Source organism: Streptomyces sp. NPDC001056 (assembly GCF_053598955.1).
In genome coordinates this window covers 82,171-101,632 of the sequence record NZ_JBSFLI010000011.1, presented here as the reverse complement: position 1 = coordinate 101,632, position 19,462 = coordinate 82,171, and the positions used below count along the sequence as shown (strand labels likewise).

Annotated in this window: 13 protein-coding genes and 1 pseudogene; 9 read left to right on the top strand and 5 right to left on the bottom strand. The window is 72.4% G+C overall.

The genetic code is table 11. The features are described from left to right. The first annotated feature begins 208 nt into the window (after positions 1 to 208). The 3 genes from ACWDD7_RS15810 (at position 209) to ACWDD7_RS15800 (ending at position 7,426) form a co-directional block, all read left to right on the top strand. The gene (locus ACWDD7_RS15810; protein WP_450457716.1) at positions 209 to 940 is read left to right on the top strand and encodes a VIT1/CCC1 transporter family protein; all 732 of its coding nucleotides are present in this window, start codon (positions 209 to 211) and stop codon (positions 938 to 940) included. Between the two features lie 518 nt (positions 941 to 1,458). Continuing rightward, positions 1,459 to 5,970, top strand: a complete 4,512-nt coding sequence (gltB, locus tag ACWDD7_RS15805; RefSeq protein ID WP_450457780.1) for a glutamate synthase large subunit — start codon at positions 1,459 to 1,461, stop codon at positions 5,968 to 5,970. Then, a complete protein-coding gene (locus ACWDD7_RS15800; protein ID WP_351876078.1) occupies positions 5,963 to 7,426 on the top strand; it encodes a glutamate synthase subunit beta in 1,464 nt (487 codons plus the stop codon). The genes gltB and ACWDD7_RS15800 overlap by 8 nt, the downstream gene beginning before the upstream one ends. Before the next feature lie 157 nt (positions 7,427 to 7,583). On the opposite strand, the gene ACWDD7_RS15795 is transcribed toward ACWDD7_RS15800, so the two are convergent. Next, positions 7,584 to 8,450, bottom strand: coding sequence for a rhomboid family intramembrane serine protease (locus ACWDD7_RS15795; protein WP_450457715.1), 867 nt, complete (start codon positions 8,448 to 8,450; stop codon positions 7,584 to 7,586). A 148-nt stretch (positions 8,451 to 8,598) separates the two neighbouring features. Here ACWDD7_RS15795 and ACWDD7_RS15790 point away from each other — a divergent pair, with 148 nt between their 5' ends. Beyond that, positions 8,599 to 9,324, top strand: a complete 726-nt coding sequence (locus ACWDD7_RS15790; protein ID WP_450457714.1) for a vWA domain-containing protein — start codon at positions 8,599 to 8,601, stop codon at positions 9,322 to 9,324. Between the two features lie 10 nt (positions 9,325 to 9,334). On the opposite strand, the gene ACWDD7_RS15785 is transcribed toward ACWDD7_RS15790, so the two are convergent. From ACWDD7_RS15785 to ACWDD7_RS15775, 3 genes and pseudogenes are all read right to left on the bottom strand, one after another. Continuing rightward, positions 9,335 to 9,535, bottom strand: coding sequence for an acyl-CoA dehydrogenase family protein (locus ACWDD7_RS15785; RefSeq protein WP_450457713.1), 201 nt, complete (start codon positions 9,533 to 9,535; stop codon positions 9,335 to 9,337). 91 nt (positions 9,536 to 9,626) lie between these two features. Next, the gene (locus ACWDD7_RS15780) at positions 9,627 to 10,508 is read right to left on the bottom strand and encodes a hypothetical protein (protein ID WP_450457779.1); all 882 of its coding nucleotides are present in this window, start codon (positions 10,506 to 10,508) and stop codon (positions 9,627 to 9,629) included. Next, positions 10,497 to 11,210, bottom strand: a pseudogene (locus tag ACWDD7_RS15775) (beta-galactosidase); the annotation flags it as partial. The pseudogene ACWDD7_RS15775 and the gene ACWDD7_RS15780, both read right to left, overlap by 12 nt. 256 nt (positions 11,211 to 11,466) lie before the next feature. Here ACWDD7_RS15775 and ACWDD7_RS15770 point away from each other — a divergent pair. The 3 genes from ACWDD7_RS15770 (at position 11,467) to ACWDD7_RS15760 (ending at position 15,326) form a co-directional block, all read left to right on the top strand. Beyond that, positions 11,467 to 11,799, top strand: a complete 333-nt coding sequence (locus ACWDD7_RS15770; protein ID WP_392211267.1) for a chorismate mutase — start codon at positions 11,467 to 11,469, stop codon at positions 11,797 to 11,799. Positions 11,800 to 11,895: 96 nt separating this feature from the next. Further along, on the top strand, positions 11,896 to 14,388 hold the full coding sequence (gene pepN / locus ACWDD7_RS15765; RefSeq protein WP_450457712.1) for an aminopeptidase N: 2,493 nt from the start codon (positions 11,896 to 11,898) through the stop codon (positions 14,386 to 14,388). Positions 14,389 to 14,501: 113 nt separating this feature from the next. Beyond that, positions 14,502 to 15,326, top strand: a complete 825-nt coding sequence (locus ACWDD7_RS15760; RefSeq protein ID WP_450457711.1) for an SDR family oxidoreductase — start codon at positions 14,502 to 14,504, stop codon at positions 15,324 to 15,326. A 518-nt stretch (positions 15,327 to 15,844) separates the two neighbouring features. Here ACWDD7_RS15760 and ACWDD7_RS15755 read toward each other — a convergent pair. Then, positions 15,845 to 16,441, bottom strand: coding sequence for a GNAT family N-acetyltransferase (locus ACWDD7_RS15755; protein ID WP_450457710.1), 597 nt, complete (start codon positions 16,439 to 16,441; stop codon positions 15,845 to 15,847). A gap of 148 nt (positions 16,442 to 16,589) precedes the next feature. On the opposite strand from ACWDD7_RS15755, the gene ACWDD7_RS15750 reads away from it, so the two are divergent. Both ACWDD7_RS15750 and ACWDD7_RS15745 read left to right on the top strand, forming a co-directional pair. Beyond that, complete coding sequence (locus ACWDD7_RS15750) at positions 16,590 to 17,948, top strand: pyridoxal phosphate-dependent decarboxylase family protein (protein ID WP_450457709.1); 1,359 nt, start codon at positions 16,590 to 16,592, stop codon at positions 17,946 to 17,948. Beyond that, positions 17,945 to 19,399 (top strand): lysine N(6)-hydroxylase/L-ornithine N(5)-oxygenase family protein, encoded by a 1,455-nt coding sequence (locus ACWDD7_RS15745; protein ID WP_450457707.1) that lies wholly within the window; start codon positions 17,945 to 17,947, stop codon positions 19,397 to 19,399. The genes ACWDD7_RS15750 and ACWDD7_RS15745 overlap by 4 nt, the downstream gene beginning before the upstream one ends. The last annotated feature ends 63 nt before the right edge of the window (positions 19,400 to 19,462 follow it).

Here is a 19,462-nt window from a genome sequence, read left to right as displayed (position 1 = left end):
GCCGTCGGACGTGCCTCGGAAGCGCCCCTGTCACCCGCTCGGCAACCCGGGCGGCGAGTGGTGCGGAGGAGCGTAAAAAACCGTAAAGCCGCAGGTTAGCCCAGCCTTCCCTTGCTGGCGGCGAGGTCTGGGACGGCGTACGTTCTGTGGTGTCGAAAAGTAGATCTCGTCCAAAGTTAGCTTTGGCTAAGCTAAATCGGGGAAGTTCATGGCCCTCATCGAAACCGAGGCCGCGCTGCACGAAGCGCACCGCGACAACCACACGCACCGCGATGTCAACGGCGGCTGGCTGCGTCCCGCCGTCTTCGGCGCGATGGACGGCCTGGTCTCCAACCTCGCCCTGATGACCGGCGTGGCCGGCGGTTCCGTCAGCCCCCACACCATCGTCATCACCGGACTCGCGGGGCTCGCCGCCGGCGCCTTCTCCATGGCGGCCGGCGAGTACACCTCCGTCGCCTCCCAGCGCGACCTGGTCGAGGCCGAGCTGGACGTCGAGCGCCGTGAGCTGTGCCGGCACCCGCAGGACGAGGAGGACGAGCTCGCGGCACTCTACGTGGCCCGGGGCGTGAACCCCGAACTGGCCCGCGAGGTCGCCCGGCAGCTGTCCAAGGACCCCGAGCAGGCCCTGGAGATACACGCCCGTGAGGAGCTGGGCATCGATCCCGGCGAACTGCCCTCGCCCCTGGTCGCGGCCGTCTCCTCCTTCGGCGCCTTCGCCCTCGGCGCGCTGCTGCCCGTGCTGCCGTACCTGCTCGGCGCGACCGTCCTGTGGCCCGCCCTGGTGCTCGCGCTGATCGGCCTCTTCGGCTGCGGCGCAGTCGTGGCCAAGGTGACCGCCCGCACCTGGTGGTTCAGCGGCCTGCGGCAGCTCGCGCTGGGCGCCGCCGCCGCCGGTGTGACGTACGCCCTGGGCACCCTGTTCGGAACGGCCGTAGGATGACGCGGCCGGTACTTATACGCGAAGGCGAATAAGTAGCCGTTACCCGCTGGTTTCGGATGCGTGACCACGGGGCATGAGCCGTAAGCGCTGTGGGCAATGACGCCTGCCGCACCCCGCGGGGTGGGCCGACGAAGACCCCCCTGTTTCCCTGGACCGATGGACACCGATCCGACCGATGGTGTCGCAGCGGCCACCCACGCGTTCGCCGCCATCGCGGCGGTCGGCCGTCGCGCGCGGCGGCCCCGGCCGTCGCTTCGCGCGGTACCCCGGCACCCCCGCCACGGACCCCGTGGTGTCCGCATGATGAAACGGACTATCCGCTTCCCGAGAACCGGGCCATCATGTAACCTGCACGAAATTTAGCCATCTCCGCAGAGGGCCAACGTCGTCCCTCGGCACACGCCACATGCCACATGACGACGACGGGAGAGCCGATGCGTACGCCGCGCCAGCCGTCCCAGCATTCCGAGAACGGCCAGAACTGGTCGTTCATGGATGCTCGCCCTGCTGCGCAGGGTATGTACGACCCCCGCAACGAACACGACGCCTGCGGCGTCGGTTTCGTCGCCACCCTCACCGGCGAGGCCTCCCACGCCCTGGTCGAGCAGGCCCTCACCGTGCTGCGCAATCTGGAGCACCGCGGCGCCACCGGCTCCGAGCCGGACTCGGGTGACGGCGCGGGCCTGCTGTCGCAGGTCCCGGACGCCTTCCTCCGCGAGGTGGCCGGATTTGAACTGCCCGCCGCCGGCTCGTACGCCGTCGGCATCGCCTTCCTGCCCGAGGAGGGCACCGAGGACGCCGTCGCGGCGATCGAGGCGATCGCCCACGAGGAGGGCCTCACCGTCCTCGGCTGGCGCGAGGTTCCGGTCGCCCCCGAGCTGCTGGGCGCCACCGCCCGCTCCACCATGCCGGTCTTCCGGCAGGTCTTCGTGACCGACGGAGCCAGCGAGGGCATCGTCCTCGACCGCAAGGCGTTCGTGCTGCGCAAGCGCGCCGAGCGCGAGGCGGGCGTCTACTTCCCGTCGCTGTCCGCGCGCACCATCGTCTACAAGGGCATGCTGACCACCGGCCAGCTGGAGCCCTTCTTCCCGGACCTGTCCGACCGCCGCTTCGCCTCCGCGATCGCGCTCGTGCACTCCCGGTTCTCCACGAACACCTTCCCGTCGTGGCCGCTCGCACACCCGTACCGCTTCGTCGCCCACAACGGTGAGATCAACACCGTCCAGGGCAACCGCAACTGGATGCGCGCCCGCGAGTCCCGGCTGGCCTCCGACCTGTTCGGCCCCGCGGAGAAGCTGGACCGCATCTTCCCGGTCTGCACCCCCGGCGCCTCCGACTCCGCCTCCTTCGACGAGGTCCTGGAGCTGCTGCACCTCGGCGGCCGTTCGCTGCCGCACGCCGTGCTGATGATGATCCCGGAGGCCTGGGAGAACCACGCCTCCATGGACCCGGCCCGGCGCGCCTTCTACGGCTACCACTCCACGCTGATGGAGCCCTGGGACGGCCCCGCCTGCGTCACCTTCACCGACGGCACCCAGGTCGGCGCCGTGCTCGACCGCAACGGTCTGCGCCCCGGCCGCTACTGGGTCACCGACGAGGGCCTCGTCGTCCTCGGCTCCGAGGTCGGCGTCCTCGACATCGACCCCGCCCGCGTCGTCCGCAAGGGCCGCCTCCAGCCCGGCCGGATGTTCCTCGTGGACACCGCCGAGCACCGCATCGTCGAGGACGACGAGATCAAGGCCGCCCTCGCCGACGCGCAGCCGTACGGCGAGTGGCTGGAGACCGGCGAGATCGAGCTGGGCGACCTGCCCGAGCGCGAGCACATCGTGCACACCCACGCCTCGGTCACCCGCCGCCAGCAGACCTTCGGGTACACGGAGGAGGAGCTGCGCGTCATCCTCGCCCCGATGGCCCGCACCGGCGCCGAGCCGATCGGCTCCATGGGCACGGACTCGCCGATCGCGGCCCTGTCCGAGCGCCCCCGGCTGCTCTTCGACTACTTCACCCAGCTCTTCGCCCAGGTCACCAACCCGCCGCTGGACGCCATCCGCGAGGAGCTGGTCACCTCCCTGCGCAGCGCGCTCGGCCCCCAGGGCAACCTGCTCGACCCGACCGCCGCCTCCTGCCGGTCCGTCACGCTGCCCTTCCCGGTGATCGACAACGACGAGCTGGCCAAGCTCATCCACATCAACGCCGACGGCGACATGCCCGGCTTCAAGGCCGCGACCCTCTCCGGCCTGTTCCGGGTGAGCGGCGGCGGCGAGGCGCTGGCCGCCCGCATCGAGGAGATCTGCGCCGAGGCCGACGCGGCCATCGAGAACGGCGCCCGGCTGATCGTCCTCTCGGACCGGCACTCCGACGCCGAGCACGCGCCGATCCCCTCGCTGCTGCTCACCGCGGCCGTCCACCACCACCTCATCCGCACCAAGCAGCGCACCCACGTGGGCCTGCTGGTCGAGGCCGGCGACGTCCGCGAGGTCCACCACGTCGCCCTGCTGATCGGCTTCGGCGCCGCCGCGGTCAACCCGTACCTGGCGATGGAGTCGGTGGAGGACCTGCTGCGCGCGGGCACCTTCATCGAGGGCGTCGAGCCCGAGAAGGCCATCAAGAACCTGATCTACGCCCTCGGCAAGGGCGTCCTGAAGGTCATGTCCAAGATGGGCATCTCCACCGTCGCCTCCTACCGCGGCGCCCAGGTCTTCGAGGCCGTCGGCCTGGACGAGGCCTTCGTGGAGAAGTACTTCAACGGCACCGTCACCAAGATCGGCGGCGTCGGCATCGACGTCATCGCCGCCGAGGTCGCCGCCCGCCACGCCAAGGCCTACCCGGTCTCCGGCATCGCCCCGGCGCACCGCACCCTCGACATCGGCGGCGAGTACCAGTGGCGCCGCGAGGGCGAGCCGCACCTGTTCGACCCGGAGACGGTCTTCCGCCTCCAGCACTCCACGCGCACCGGCCGCTTCGACGTCTTCAAGAAGTACACCTCGCGCGTGAACGAGCAGTCCGAGCGCCTGATGACGCTCCGCGGCCTGTTCGGCTTCACCTCCGACCGGGCGCCGATCCCGGTGGAGGAGGTCGAGCCGGTCAGCGAGATCGTCAAGCGGTTCTCGACCGGCGCGATGTCGTACGGCTCCATCTCCAAGGAGGCGCACGAGACCCTCGCCATCGCCATGAACCAGCTGGGCGGCAAGTCCAACACCGGTGAGGGCGGCGAGGACCCGGAGCGCCTGTACGACCCGGCGCGGCGCAGCGCGATCAAGCAGGTCGCCTCCGGCCGCTTCGGCGTCACCTCCGAGTACCTGGTCAACGCGGACGACATCCAGATCAAGATGGCCCAGGGCGCCAAGCCCGGCGAGGGCGGCCAGCTGCCCGGCCACAAGGTCTACCCGTGGGTCGCCAAGACGCGTCACTCGACGCCGGGCGTGGGCCTCATCTCCCCGCCGCCGCACCACGACATCTACTCCATCGAGGACCTGGCCCAGCTGATCCACGACCTCAAGAACGCCAACCCCCAGGCGCGGATCCACGTCAAGCTGGTCTCCGAGGTGGGCGTCGGCACGGTCGCGGCCGGTGTGTCCAAGGCGCACGCGGACGTCGTGCTGATCTCCGGTCACGACGGCGGCACCGGTGCCTCCCCGCTGACCTCGCTCAAGCACGCGGGCGGCCCCTGGGAGCTGGGCCTGGCCGAGACCCAGCAGACGCTGCTGCTCAACGGCCTGCGCGACCGGATCGTCGTCCAGACCGACGGTCAGCTCAAGACCGGCCGCGACGTGGTCATCGCCGCGCTGCTCGGCGCCGAGGAGTTCGGTTTCGCGACCGCGCCGCTCGTCGTCTCCGGCTGCGTCATGATGCGCGTGTGCCACCTGGACACCTGCCCGGTCGGCATCGCCACCCAGAACCCGGTGCTGCGCGAGCGCTTCGCCGGCAAGGCCGAGCACATCGTGAACTTCTTCCGGTTCATCGCCGAGGAGGTCCGCGAGCTGCTGGCCGAGCTGGGCTTCCGCTCCATCGAGGAGGCCGTCGGCCATGCCGAGGTGCTGGACGTGCGGCGCGCCGTCGACCACTGGAAGGCGCAGGGCCTGAACCTGGAGCCGCTGTTCCACGTGCCGGACCTGCCCGAGGGCGCCGTCCGCCACCAGGTGGTCGCCCAGGACCACGGTCTGCAGAAGGCTCTGGACAACGAGCTGATCAAGCTCGCCGCCGACGCCCTGGCCGCGAACGACGCGACCGAGGCCCAGCCGGTGCGCGCCCAGGTCGCCATCCGCAACATCAACCGCACGGTCGGCACCATGCTCGGCCACGAGGTGACCAAGAAGTTCGGTGGCGCGGGCCTGCCCGAGGACACCATCGACATCACCTTCACCGGTTCCGCGGGCCAGTCCTTCGGCGCCTTCCTGCCGCGCGGCGTCACGCTGCGCCTGGAGGGCGACGCCAACGACTACGTGGGCAAGGGCCTCTCGGGCGGCCGCATCGTCGTCCGCCCGGACCGCGCCGCCGACCACCTCGCCGAGTACTCGACGATCGCGGGCAACACCATCGCCTACGGCGCCACCGGCGGCGAGCTGTTCCTGCGTGGTCGTAGCGGTGAGCGGTTCTGCGTGCGCAACTCCGGCGCGCTGGTCGTCTCCGAGGGCGTGGGCGACCACGGCTGCGAGTACATGACCGGTGGTCACGCGGTCGTCCTCGGCCCGACCGGCCGCAACTTCGCGGCGGGTATGTCCGGCGGCATCGCCTACGTCATCGACCTCGACCGCGCCAACGTCAACGCGGGCAACGCGGACGCGGTCCAGGAGCCGTCCGAGTCGGACAAGGCGTGGCTGCACGACGTGGTGCGCCGGCACGCCGAGGAGACCGGCTCGACGGTCGCCGAGAAGCTGCTCGCCGACTGGGACGCGGCCGCGGCCCGGTTCAGCAAGATCATCCCCAGCACGTACCAGGCAGTGCTCGCCGCCAAGGACGCCGCCGAGCGAGCCGGTCTCTCCGAGACCGAGATCACCGAGAAGATGATGGAGGCGGCGACCAATGGCTGATCCGAAGGGCTTCCTCAACCACGGCCGCGAGGTCGCCAGGACCCGTCCCGTCGGTGAGCGTGTCAAGGACTGGAACGAGGTCTACGTCCCCGGCTCCCTGCTGCCGATCATCGGCAAGCAGGCCAGCCGGTGCATGGACTGCGGCATCCCGTTCTGCCACAACGGCTGCCCGCTCGGGAACCTGATCCCCGAGTGGAACGACTACGCCTACCGCGACGACTGGGCCGCCGCCTACGAGCGGCTGCACGCCACCAACAACTTCCCGGAGTTCACCGGGCGGCTGTGCCCGGCGCCCTGCGAGTCGGCGTGCGTGCTCGGCATCAACCAGCAGCCGGTCACCATCAAGAACGTCGAGGTCTCCATCATCGACAAGGCGTGGGACAGCGGGCACGTCGCCCCGCGCATCCCCGAGCGCCTGTCCGGCAAGACGGTCGCGGTCATCGGCTCGGGCCCCTCCGGCCTCGCCGCCGCCCAGCAGCTGACCCGCGCCGGCCACACGGTCGCCGTCTACGAGCGCGCGGACCGCATCGGGGGCCTCCTCCGGTACGGCATCCCCGAGTTCAAGATGGAGAAGCGGCACATCAACCGCCGTATCGAGCAGATGCGCGCGGAGGGCACCCGCTTCCGCACCGGTGTCGAGATCGGCCGCGACCTGAACGCGCGCGACCTGAAGAAGCGCTACGACGCGGTCGTGATCGCCGCGGGCTCCACCACCGCCCGTGACCTCCCCGTCCCCGGGCGGGAGCTGAAGGGCATCTACCAGGCGATGGAGTACCTGCCCCTGGCCAACAAGGTCCAGGAGGGCGACTACGTGGTCTCGCCCGTCTCGGCCGAGGGCAAGCACGTCGTCGTGATCGGCGGCGGTGACACCGGCGCCGACTGCGTGGGCACCGCCCACCGGCAGGGCGCGGCCTCGGTCACCCAGCTGGAGATCATGCCCCGCCCGAACGAGGAGCGGAACCCGATCGGCCAGCCCTGGCCGACCTTCCCCATCCTCTACAAGGTCACCTCGGCCCACGAGGAGGGCGGCGAGCGGATCTACTCCGCCTCCACCACCCGCTTCGAGGGCGACGAGGACGGCAATGTGCAGTGGCTGCACCTGGCCGAGGTCGAGTTCGTGGACGGCAAGCTGACCCAGAAGCCGGGCACCGAGCGCCGCATCCCGGCGCAGCTGGTCACCCTGGCGATGGGCTTCACCGGCACCGACCGGGAGAACGGCCTGGTGGAGCAGTTCGGCCTGGACCTGGACGAGCGGGGTAACATCGCCCGCGACGCCGACTTCCAGACCAATGTGCCGGGTGTGTTCGTCGCCGGTGACGCCGGCCGCGGCCAGTCCCTGATCGTCTGGGCGATCGCGGAGGGCCGCTCGGCCGCCCGCGGCGTCGACCGCTACCTGACCGGGGCCAGCGACCTGCCGGCCCCGATCCGCCCGACCGACCGCGCGCTCGCGGTCTGACGGCACCCACGAGACGTCCCGCACAAAGGCGTGCAGGAACACTGACGGCGCCTGCCCATCTGTCCCCGACCGGACGACCGGGCAGGCGCCGTCGACTTTCTTCCGCGCGCCGGCTTCCCGCCGGGCGCGGGGCCCGTCGGGCGCGGGGCCCGTCGGCTCAGGCGGTCAGCGAGGTCGCCTTCAGCCAGGCGAGCACGACCAGCAGGGCCAGCAGGGCCACGCACGCCCCGGCCTGTACCAGGGCGCGCCGCTCGTCGCGGGGCGCGTAGGCGTACGCCAGCGTCACCACGGCGCCCGCGAGCAGCCCGCCGAGATGGCCCTGCCAGGAGGTCAGCCCCGCGGAGATCACCAGCCACAGCAGCAGGCCCGCCATGTACCGGTTGACCTCGCGCATGTCGTGGCCGAGGCGGCGGCCCATGACCCAGTAGGCGGCGCCGAGGCCGAAGATCGCACCGGAGGCGCCGACCGTGTACGACTCGGGGACCAGCAGCAGCTCCAGCACGGAGCCCCCGAGGGCCGACAGCAGGTACAGGGCGAGGTAGCGCAGCCGGCCCAGCTGGGTCTCCACGACCCGGCCGATGTTCCACAGCGCCACCATGTTGAACAGGATGTGCGTGATGCCGAACGTGCCCTCGCCGGGCGTCAGATGGAGGAACGCACCGGTCAGCAGCCGGTACCACTCCCCGTGCGCCACCCCCTCCGGGACATAGCCGGCGGGCGTGGTGCCCAGCATCGCGAAGCGGTACTCGAACGACGGCCGGGCCAGCTCCACCAGATAGGCCACCACGTTCAGCCCGAGCAGCACGTAGGTCACCAGCGGGACCGCGGCGATCCGGCCCCCGAACACGGTCCGCGCCTGCCGGATCGAGCGGGCGCCCTCCTTCACACACTCCACGCACTGGTGCCCGACGGACGCCTCCCGCATGCAGGACGGGCAGATGAAGCGGTCGCAGCGGGTGCAGCGGACGTACGACTCCACCTGCGGATGACGGAAGCAGGTGGTCACGACGGACTCGGCGGCCACAGGCCGGCTCCTCGAAAAGGGATGAACGAAGGGATCAGAACGAGCCGGTGGGGCGGCAGCGAACAAAATAGCGAACCGGTGTGACAGGCGCGTCGCCCGGTGCGCGTGATCACGTAGGCTCGGCCCCTCGGGACAGCCGGAGGGGGCCATGGCCGCGATCAGTCTGCGCAAGGTGGAGGAGACCGCGCCCGCGCTCGTCGGAGCCTACCGCTCGGCCGGGGTCAGCCTGCGCAAACACGGCCTGGACGGGCTGCGGGCCGCCGTCTACCTCGTCCTCGACCACTCCGGCTCGATGCGGCCGTACTACCGGGACGGCAGCGTCCAGGCGCTCGCCGACCGGGTGCTGGGGCTGTCGGCGCACCTGGACGACGACGGCCGGGTGCCGGTGGTGTTCTTCTCCACGGACGTCGACGCCGTCACCGACATCGCCCTCGCCCGTCACGAGGGCAGCGTCGAGCGGATCGCCGCCGGGCTCGGCCACATGGGCAGGACCAGCTACCACCTGGCGATGGACGCCGTCCTCGACCACTACCTGGACAGCGGCGCCACGGACCCCGCCCTGGTCGTCTTCCAGACCGACGGCGGCCCGATCGACAAGCCCGCCGCGGAACGCTATCTCTGCAAGTCGGCCAGGCTCCCCCTGTTCTGGCAGTTCATCGGCTTCGGCGACCCGGACAGCAGGCAGTTCGACTTCCTGCGGAAACTGGACGAACTCCCGGTGCCCGGCCAACGGATCGTGGACAACGCCGGTTTCTTCCACGCGGGCCGGGACCCCCGGAGCGTCCCCGACACCGTGTTGTACGACCGTCTCGTCGGCGAGTTCCCCTCCTGGCTGTCGGCCGCCCGCGCCGCGGGAATCGTCCGCCCCTCCTGAAGCGGCCGGCTCACCGGATCGCCTCCGCAAGCACCAGGTCAAGGCACTCCTCGGTCTTCGCGTCCGCCAGCCGGTGCCTGACCGCCTGGAAGGAGCCGACGGGCACCCCGAACCGGGTGCGCCGGTGGACGTGGGCGACCGTACGGTCGAGCAGGGCCAGGCCGCGGGCGGCGGTGGAGGCGTACGGGCGGCTCGACACGCTCGTCGACAACGCCGGGTTCCTGCGTGACCGGATTGCTGAAGGCGGGCCGGCGGACCGAGCCGGCCGTCGTACGCGCGGGTGGGCGAAGGCGGTCGGGCCGTTACGTGTCGCACTCCAGTACCGCCCCGCACAATCCGCACCGCGCCCGGACCCGTCCCCGTACCGGGACCCGGATCCGTTGGTGGCAGGTCGGGCAGGGGAAGGTGACGTGGAGGCGGCCGGAGGGGTCGGGGGCGAAGGCGTAGGGGGTGCCCGGCGGCAGGGAGGAGGCGTGCCGGCGGTCGTGGGCGTAGCGGTGGCGGCCCGTCCAGCCGGCGCCGGTCAGCGGGGGCTGCTGGGTGTCGCGGCGGGCGCGGGCCAGCCCTTTCGTGTAGGCGGTGTAGGCCTGTGGACTGGTGAACCAGATCGAGGGGTCCTCCTGGAAGAGCAGGGCCCGTTTGGCAAGGACGTACCCGAACTCCTCCGGGGTGAGATAGCCCAGCTTCTGCGAGGAGACCTTGTCCTCCCGGTAGGCGTCCAGCAGCAGCCACCCCGCGCCCAGGTACGTCGTCACCGTGTCCGTGAGGATCTCGTTCTCCGCCGTCGTGGGGAACGCGAGGTCCAGCCGGTGCAGGTACACGTGCGCCACCTCGTGCGCGAGCGCCGCGCCGATGTCCTCGCGGTGGGTGCGGAAGCGGTCGTTCAGCTCCACGAAGTACTCGGGCCCCGCCGCCAGTTCGATGTTCGCCGCGTGGGTCATCTCCCGGAAGCCGACGATCAGCCGCGCGTCCGGCAACCGGAAGTGCCGCACCATCTCCCGGGCCACCCGCTGCGCCCCCAGATACAGGTCGTCGGTGTCGCAGAACGCCACGTCCGCCGGGGCCACGCTGGTCGAGAACGTCTGCACGGTGGTCGGCGACAGCCGCCGGTACAGCGCGGTGATCGCCGCCCGCACCGTCTCCAGGTGCGGGAACCCGTGCTCCACCGGTCCGCCGTTCGCCACGCCGGCACCCCCAAAGCCCCCGATGAGCCTCAATGACCGCCCCTCCAGGGTATGCGCCCCGCCACCCGCCGCGCCCCGCGCCGCCGCTGTCCGCAGACCCCGCCCCACCGCGGGCAGCGGCGCCACGGGCCCCTCGGACCACCCCCAGGTGAGCACCCCTGCCCGCACCCCGTCGACGTGGACCACCGCCAGATCCCGCAGCCCCCGCACCGTCAGCGGGTACGGCCCGCGCGGTCCGGGCACGTCCAGCTCGCAGCGCGGCCGGACTCTCCACGGGAGCGTCGTAGTCGTACGACGTCACATCCGGCCGCAGCGCGCCCACGTGCAGCTCACCGCTCCGGTTCGCGCCCGCCCAGCCGCCGAAGCCGGTGGTCGAACCAGCCGCACCAGAACTCCGCGCGCATCAGCGGGCCTTCGGGGCGATGCCGGCGCAGCGCGGCGAATGCCTCGCGCGCGGGAGCCGAAGTTCGCCGTGGCGAGAACCCCGGGCAAGGACCCGCCGGTCAGCATGTGGTCCTCGGGGCCGTCGGAGGTGAACAGCGGGACGGTGACGCCCTCGGCGCGCAACAGGGCGGCCAGTTCGGCGAGATGTCCCGGGTCGGAGCCGTGACTGCCGTACGCGTTCTCGACCTGCACCAGGATCACCGGGCCGCCGCGGTCGGCCTGCCGGGGCACGACCTCGGGCGGCAGCCGGCGGAACCAGTCGCCCTCCCCGATCCCCGTCCCGGACGCGTCCCCGATTCCCGTCCCGGGTCTTCCCCCGATCCCTGTCCCGGGAGCCTCCGCCGGGGCCGACCCCGTCGCGCCCCGGCGCCCCGCCCGGACCACCCGGCCGACGCCGACCACCCGGTCCACCCCGTCCACCGGGACCGTCTCGACCACCCTGAGGTCTCCCCGGTGATCCACCCCTCGGACACCGCATGAGCCCCACCCCGTCGACCACATAGGGTGGGCGCCCATGACCATCAGCAACACCGGCACGGGTGACGTGGACCCCGCGGTCCGCCAGGAACTGGAGCGGCTGCGCGACAGCATCGACAACATCGACGCGGCCGTCGTCCACATGCTCGCCGAACGCTTCAAGGCCACCCAGCAGGTCGGCCGGCTCAAGGCCGTGCACCAGCTGCCGCCCGCCGACCCGGCCCGCGAGGCCCGCCAGATCGAGCGGCTGCGCCGGCTCGCCGAGAACGCCAAGCTCGATCCCGCGTTCGCCGAGAAGTTCCTGAACTTCATCATCGCCGAGGTGATCAGGCACCACGAACGCATCGCCGAGGACACCAACGGGAACTGAATTCCGAACAAGGGGAAGGAAAAGGGCGGGTCGGATAATAGTCGTGTAACGCTCCTCCTCTGTGCGCTGTCAGTCCCATCAGGCAGCATGGCGTGTATGTCCGTACTCACGCGCGATGAAGCGCAGCTCCGAGCTCAGCTCCTCGATGTCCACCGCTACACGGTCGAACTGGACCTCACCACCGGGGACGAGACCTTCGACTCCCGTACCGTGATCCGGTTCACCGCGCGGTCCGACGGGGACACGTTCGTAGAGGTGAAGCCCGCCGAGCTGCGCTCCGTGACCCTCGACGGACAGCCCCTGGACCCGCGGTCGCTGCACGAGGACCGGCTGTCGCTGAAGGACCTCACCGCGGGCGAGCACGAACTGCGCGTCGACGCGTCCATGCACTACTCGCGCACCGGCGAGGGCATGCACCGCTTCACCGACCCGGTCGACGGCGAGACCTACCTCTACACGCAGCTCGCCATGGACGACGTCCCACGCGTCTTCCCCGCCTTCGACCAGCCCGACCTGAAGGCCGTCTTCGAGGTCTCGGTCAAGGCGCCCGAGGGATGGACCGTGCTCGCCAACGGCATCACCGAGCGCGGCTCGGACGGCGTCTGGCGGGCCGCGCCCACCCCGCCGATCTCCACCTACCTGGTCGCCGTCGCCGCCGGTCCCTGGCACTCGGTGCGCACCGAGCACCGCGGGCTGCCCTTCGGCATCCACTGCCGCCGCTCGCTCGCGCCCTACCTCGACGTCGACACCGAGGAGATCTTCGAGGTCACGCGCGCGTGCTACGACCGCTACCACGAGAAGTTCGAGGAGCCGTACCCCTTCGACTCCTACGACCAGGCGTTCGTGCCCGAGTTCAACGCGGGCGCCATGGAGAACCCGGGCCTGGTCACCTTCCGCGACGAGTTCGTCTACCGCTCCGCCGTCACCGACACCGAGCGCCAGATGCGCGCCATGGTCATCGCGCACGAGATGGCCCATATGTGGTTCGGCGACCTGGTCACCCTCAAGTGGTGGGACGACATCTGGCTGAACGAGTCCTTCGCCGAGTACATGGGCTACCAGACCACCGCCGAGGCCACCCGCTTCACCGACCCCTGGACCGAGTTCGGCGTCACCCGCAAGGCGTGGGGGTACGAGGCGGACCAGCGCCCCACCACCCACCCGGTCGCCCCCGAGGGCGTGGAGGACGCGGCCTCCGCCCTGCTCAACTTCGACGGCATCTCGTACGCCAAGGGCGCCTCCGCGCTGCGCCAGCTGGCCGCCTGGCTGGGTGAGAAGGACTTCCTCGCGGGCATCAACACCCATTTCGCCCGGCACAGGTTCGGCAACGCGACCCTCGCCGACTTCCTCGACTCCCTCGCCTCCGTGACCGACCGCGACGTGCGCGCCTGGGCCGACAGCTGGCTGCGCACCACCGGCGTCGACACCCTCACGCCCGTGATCGAGGCCGCCGACGGCACCTGCGCGCTGACCGTCGATCGCAAGGGCAGCCGCCCGCACCGCGTCATCGCCGGGCTGTACGACCACGACGTCGCCGACGAGGGCCGGCTGATCCTGCGCGAGCGCCTCGAACTCGACATCCCGCAGGACGCCCCGCGCCCCATCGGCAAGCGCCCCGCACTCCTCCTGCTGAACGACGGGGACCTCACCTACGCCAAGGTCCGCTTCGACGCGGAGTCCTTCGAGGCGGTCCGGAGCAGCCTGTCCGGGCTGCCCGAGCCGCTCACCCGCGCGATCGTGTGGAACTCCCTGCGGGACGCGGTGCGCGACGGCGAACTCGCGCCCGCCGCCTACCTGGAGATCGCCCGCGCCCATCTGCCGCGCGAGACCGACCTCGCCATCGTGCAGGGCGTGCTGGTCTTCGCCTCCGGGCAGATCGCCGACCAGTACCTGCCCGCCGAGGAGCGCCCGGCCGCGCTCGGCACGCTCACCGCCCTCTGCCGCGACCTGCTGCGCCGCACCGAGGACGGCGACCACCCCGGCCTGCGCCTGATCGCCGTCCGCCATCTGATCAACGTGGCCGCGCACCCGGACACCATCGCCGCCTGGCTCGCCGACGGCACCGTGCCCGGCGGTCCCGAACTCGACCCCGACCTGCGCTGGCGCATCCTCGCCCGGCTCGCCGTGCTCGGCGCCACCGACGAGGCCGCCATCGCCGCCGAGCTGGCCCGCGACCCCAGCGCCACCGGCCAGGAAGGCGCCGCCCGCTGCCGCGCCGCCCTGCCCGACCCGGAGGCCAAGCGCGCGGCCTGGGAGGCGATGTTCACCGGCGACGACCTGTCCAACTACCTGTTCACGGCCACGGCCCACGGCTTCTGGCAGCCCGAACAGGCCGATCTGGTACGGGAGTACGTGCCGCGTTTCTACGAGGACGCGGTCCCGCTCGCCGCACGCCGCGGCCCCGCCATCGCCGCCGCCGCCGGCCGCTGGTGCTTCCCCGCCCACGCCGTCGACGCCGAGCACGTGCGCCTGGGCGAGGCCTGCCTGGACCGCGAGGACCTCATCCCGTCCCTGCGCCGCGCCCTGGCCGACCGCCTGGACGACCTGGGCCGCGCGCTGCGGGCCCGCGGGGGAGAGGCACAGGGGTAAGTAGGTCCGACGACCTAGGGCGTGGCTGGTCCTCGGCGACGATGCGGCGCCCCGGGTCACCCTCCTAGGCTCGGTGGTCCGAAAGCGAACAGCCGAGCCGGGAGGCAACCATCGTGATCGCAGTGACCGGCGCGACCGGCAACGTGGGCCGCGCCCTGGTGGACCGACTTCTCGCCGCGGGCCGGCCGGTACGCGCGCTGACCCGCGACCCGGAGCGCGCCGCCCTGCCCGGACGGGCCGAGGTGGTGCGCTTCCGGGCCGACGACCCCACCGCCGTGTTCGACGGGGCGACCGGGGTCTTCCTGTACGCGCAGGCCGTCACCGCGCCCCTGCTGGCGGCGGCCCGCGCGGCCGGTGTCCGGCACGCCGTCCTGCTCTCCAGCGGCATCGTCCGGGAGGGCGCCGACAAGACCCACCCCATCCACGTACTGCACGCCACCGCCGAGCGGCTGATCCGGGACAGCGGTCTGGCCTGGACCTTCCTGCGGCCCAACGGGTTCGCCACCAACGCCCTCCAGTGGGCGCCGCAGGTCCGCGCCGGGAACACCGTCCGGGGTGTCTACGCGGACGCGGTGTCCGCGCCGATCCACGAGGACGACATCGCCGCCGTCGCCGAGCGCTCCCTCCTGGACGAGGGCCACGAGGGCGCCGTACACCGGCTGACCGGCCCGGAAGCGACCACCAACGCCGACCAGATCGCGGCGATCGGCGCGGCCGTCGGCCGGGACCTGGCCTTCGTGGAGGTCGACCCCGGCAAGGCCGGTCCCGAGCTGTTCCCGCACCTGGACCCGCAGATGCTCGAACGCCTGCTCAAGACCTTCGAGGACACCATCGGCGTACCCCCGGAGATCACGACCACGGTCGAGGAGATCACCGGCACCCCGGCCCGCACCTTCACCCGGTGGGCCCGGGACCACGCGGCGGATTTCGGGGCCTAGGAAGCGGACCTCGGGCCCGGGGGGCGAACTCCGGGCCCGGGGAACGGTGTTCGGCGGAGTGCGAGGCCGTCGAGCAGCCGTCCGTCCGGCCGCCCCGCCGAGTCCCCGTGCGCCGGAACACCGGGCGAGCACGGCCCGGCCCCGCCTCCCCGGACCACCGCACAGCGCGCCGCTCGGCCGAGCGCGCCCGGGCACCGGTCCCGGACCCGGCAGGGGCCACGGGCCGTCCTTTGCCGTAGCCCCGCCCCCTGTCGAGCGCGGTCGTGCGCCGGTCCCGGGCCCGGCCGGGGCCAGGTCTGTCCCCGGCGGTAGCTTCGCCCGCGTGCCGTGGCCGCGTTCCGTCGTGTCCCCGCCTCGGCCAGGGGCTGTTCGGGCGAGCGCGGTCGTGCGCCGGCCCCGGACCCGGGCCCGGCCGGGGCCACGGGCCGTCCTTTGCCGTAGCCCCGCCCCCTGCCGTAGCCCCCGCCGGGCTCCCGGCCACGCTCCCCGCCTCAGGACTCCCGCTTCAGGACTCTGCTTCAGGACTCCGGCTTCAGGACCCTCGCCTCAGGCCCTCCACCCCGCCGCAGCTCCGCCCGTCGTACTCCGCCTTCCCGTGGGCCCGTCCGGCGGTTGGCGCCGTTCGGGCGGGGCTCCGGGGACAGGGTGAAGCCGAGCCGCTCCAGGAAGCGCTCGCCGGGACGCCAGCCGGGCGGGACCGTCGCCGCCACCAGGGGTGTGTCCCCGGCCCGCGTCAGCAGGGTCTCGGCCAGGGCGCGGCCGAGGCCCCGGCCCCGGGCCCAGGGCGCCAGCAGGAACAGGCCGACGGCCACCGCGCCCGGCTCCGGATGGTCGCGCACCGCGTCCACCACGCCCGCGACCACCCCTTCCCGCTCCATCACCAGCAGCACCTTGTCGTCAAGGTGCGCGCCCTCGGGCAGGGCGTAGCACAGGCTCTGCACATCGCCCGGCGCCGACGGCAGCCCCGTGGCCGCCAGGAACCAGTCCTCGCACTCCTCGAACAGCCGGATCAGCGGCGCCTCGTCCGCCGGGGCCGGCTCACGCACCAGCACCCGTTCGCCGGGCACCTCGATCGTCCACGCGTCCACCATCCGGCCGACGTTAGTGGCGGCCACCCCCCCCGCTCCAACAAGTTTTCCCCGTACGGCAGTACCCACGTCCGGGCCTCGCTCGTTGGACCTGAGGGACACACGCCCCTCTTCCCGTACCACCCGGAGCCCACGCGGCGCGCCCCCGAGCAGCCCCGAGAGCGGAGGCCAGCCCATGTCCACCCAGCCCCTCGCGTCCGGCCCGTACGGCCCCGACGCCCTGCGCCCGCTCCTCGACACGGTGCTGGACGCGCTGGCGGAAGGCCGGAAGGCGCGCGGCGGCCCCCTGCCCGCCGGCGGACCCGAGGCCACCGCCCGGCAGGTCGCCGACGCGCTCGGGGACGTACTGCCGGACGAGGGCGACCCGGACGCCCTGCGCGTTCTCGTACGGCTCCTCGCCGAGGGCGCCGCCGACCCCGCCGACCCGCTGTGCGCGGGCCATCTGCACTGCCCGCCCCTCGCCGTGGCCACCGCCGCCGACCTCGCGGTCAGCGCCCTCAACCCCTCCCTGGACTCCTGGGACCAGGCCCCCGGCGCGACCGCCCTGGAAGCCGTCGTCACGGAGGCGCTCGCACGGGCGGCCGGACTGGCCGACGCCCTGGTCACCACCGGCGGCACCGAGTCCAACCAACTCGCCCTGCTGCTCGCCCGCGAGGCGCAGGGCGGCGGCGTCCAGCTGGTCTGCGGCGCCGCCGCCCACCACTCGCTCGCCCGCGCCGCCTGGCTGCTGGGACTGCCCGACCCGGTGCTCGTCCCGGCCCCCCGCGGCACCCTCGACCCGGCCGCCCTCGACGACGCCCTCACCACCCTCCCCGGCCCCCTGCTGGTCGCCGCCACCGCCGGCACCACCGACGCCGGACTCATCGACCCGCTGCCCGAGATCGCCGCCCTGTGCGAAGCCCATGGCGCCCGGCTGCACGTCGACGCCGCCTACGGGGGCGGGCTGCTCTTCAGCGACCGGCACCGCGGCCGACTCGCCGGACTCGACGCCGCCCACACCGTGACCCTCGACCTGCACAAACTCGGCTGGCAACCGGTCGCCGCCGGCCTGCTCGCCGTGGCCGACCCGGGCGAACTCGCCGTACTCCACCACCGCGCCGACTATCTGAACGCCGACGACGACACCGAGGCCGGCTACCCCGACCTGCTCGCCCGTTCCCCGCGCACCACCCGCCGCCCCGACATCCTCAAGACCGCGGTCACCCTGAAGACCCTCGGCCGCCGCGGCCTCGGCGCCCTGGTCGACCAGGTCTGCGACCTGGCCCGCGAGTTCGCCGCCCGCGTCGAAGCGCACCCCGGCTTCGAGCTGTACGACGCCCCCGTCATCAGCACGGTCCTGTTCCGCCCCGCCGAGGCGCCCGACGCCGCCGTGGCCGGCGCCCGCCGGGAGCTGCTGCGCGAAGGCCGGGCCGTCCTCGGCCGCGCGCGGCTCGACGGCCGCCTCTGGCTCAAGGCCACCCTCCTCAACCCCCACACCCGGCCGGACGACCTGGCCCACCTGTTGAAACTCGTCGAAGGAAGCATCCCCAGATGACCCCTCACCCGGCTCCGCAGACGGCCCCGCGCACCCCGCTCCTCCCGCGCCGCGACCCCGACGCCCCCCGCGACCTGGTCGGCATCGGCATCGGCCCCTGCAACCTCTCCCTCGCCGCCCTCGCCCAGCCGCTGTCCGGACTCGACGCCGTCTTCTACGAACAGCGGCCCGGCTTCAGCTGGCACCCCGGCCTGCTCATCGAGGGCTCCACCATCCAGGTGCCCTTCCTCGCCGACCTGGTGACCCTCGCCGACCCCACCAGCCCCTGGAGCTTCCTCAACTACCTCAGAACCCGCGAACGACTGTTCCCCTTCTACTTCGCCGAGCGCTTCCACGTCGAGCGCGCCGAGTACGACGCCTACTGCCGCTGGGTCGCCCGGAGCCTGCCCGGACTGCGCTTCGGCCACCAGGTCGACGCCGTCCGCTGGAACCCCGAACGCGAGCTGTTCGAGGTCGACTTCACCCAGCTCGACGCCGACGGCGAGGCCGACGCCCTCGGCCGCGCCTACACCCGCAACCTCGTCCTCGGCGTCGGCACCGTCCCCCATGTGCCGGCCCCGCTCAAGCCCATGGTCGACGCCGAGGGCCTGCCCGTCGTGCACGCCGCCGACTACCTCGACCACCGCGACACCCTCCTCGCCGCCGGGCACATCACCGTCGTCGGCTCCGGACAGTCCGGCGCCGAGATCTTCCTCGACCTGCTGCGCCGCCGCCCGGTCGGCGAGGAGCGACTGCACTGGATCGGCCGCAGCCCCGCGTTCTCGCCGATGGAGTACTCCAAGCTCGGCCTGGAGCACTTCACCCCCGACTACACGCGCTACTTCCACGCCCTGGCCGAACCCGTCCGCGACCGGCTGGTCGGCGCCCAGTGGCAGCTCCACAGGGCCGTCGACGCCGACACCCTGGCCGCCATCCACGACGAGCTCTACCGGCGGACCGTGAACGGCGGTTGGCCCGACGCCGTCCTCACCCCGGGCGTGCGGGTGCGCACCGCCGGCCGGATCGCCAACAGCAAGATCGAACTCCATCTGGAGCACCTCGAAGAGGACAGCCGCTCCCGGCTCGCCACCGACGCCGTCGTGCTCGCCACCGGCTACCACCAGCGCCCCCTCGACCGGTTGCTCGCCGGGCTCGACCCCTATGTGCGCCGCGACGCCGGCGGCCGCCCGCGCGTCGACGCGGACTTCCGGCTGGTCCTCGACCGGTCGGTCAAGGGCTCGGTCTACGTCCAGAACGCCGAACTGCACACCCACGGCGTCGGCGCCCCCGACCTCGGCCTCGCCGCCTGGCGCGGCGCCACCATTCTCAACTCGCTGACCGGCAAGGAGTCGTACCCCCTGCCGACCCGTACGGCCTTCACCACCTTCGGACTGCGCGAACCGCGATCCGCCGTCCCGGGGGCCCGGCACGCCACCACCAGGCAGCTCACCCCTCTCGTCGAAGAGCGGTGAGGCCTTTCGTGCCGCCGCATTCGCTCATAGGAGCGGCCATCCGCACAATTCAACACTTGTCAA

Bases quoted from the DNA above. Each gene is read 5' to 3' on its own strand.
- gltB (WP_450457780.1), top strand. From the start codon at position 1,459: ATGTACGACCCCCGCAACGAACACGACGCCTGCGGCGTCGGTTTCGTC.
- ACWDD7_RS15800 (WP_351876078.1), top strand. From the start codon at position 5,963: ATGGCTGATCCGAAGGGCTTCCTCAACCACGGCCGCGAGGTCGCCAGG.
- ACWDD7_RS15745 (WP_450457707.1), top strand. From the start codon at position 17,945: ATGACCCCTCACCCGGCTCCGCAGACGGCCCCGCGCACCCCGCTCCTC.
- ACWDD7_RS15790 (WP_450457714.1), top strand. From the start codon at position 8,599: ATGGCCGCGATCAGTCTGCGCAAGGTGGAGGAGACCGCGCCCGCGCTC.
- ACWDD7_RS15750 (WP_450457709.1), top strand. From the start codon at position 16,590: ATGTCCACCCAGCCCCTCGCGTCCGGCCCGTACGGCCCCGACGCCCTG.
- ACWDD7_RS15810 (WP_450457716.1), top strand. From the start codon at position 209: ATGGCCCTCATCGAAACCGAGGCCGCGCTGCACGAAGCGCACCGCGAC.
- ACWDD7_RS15770 (WP_392211267.1), top strand. From the start codon at position 11,467: ATGACCATCAGCAACACCGGCACGGGTGACGTGGACCCCGCGGTCCGC.
- pepN (WP_450457712.1), top strand. From the start codon at position 11,896: ATGTCCGTACTCACGCGCGATGAAGCGCAGCTCCGAGCTCAGCTCCTC.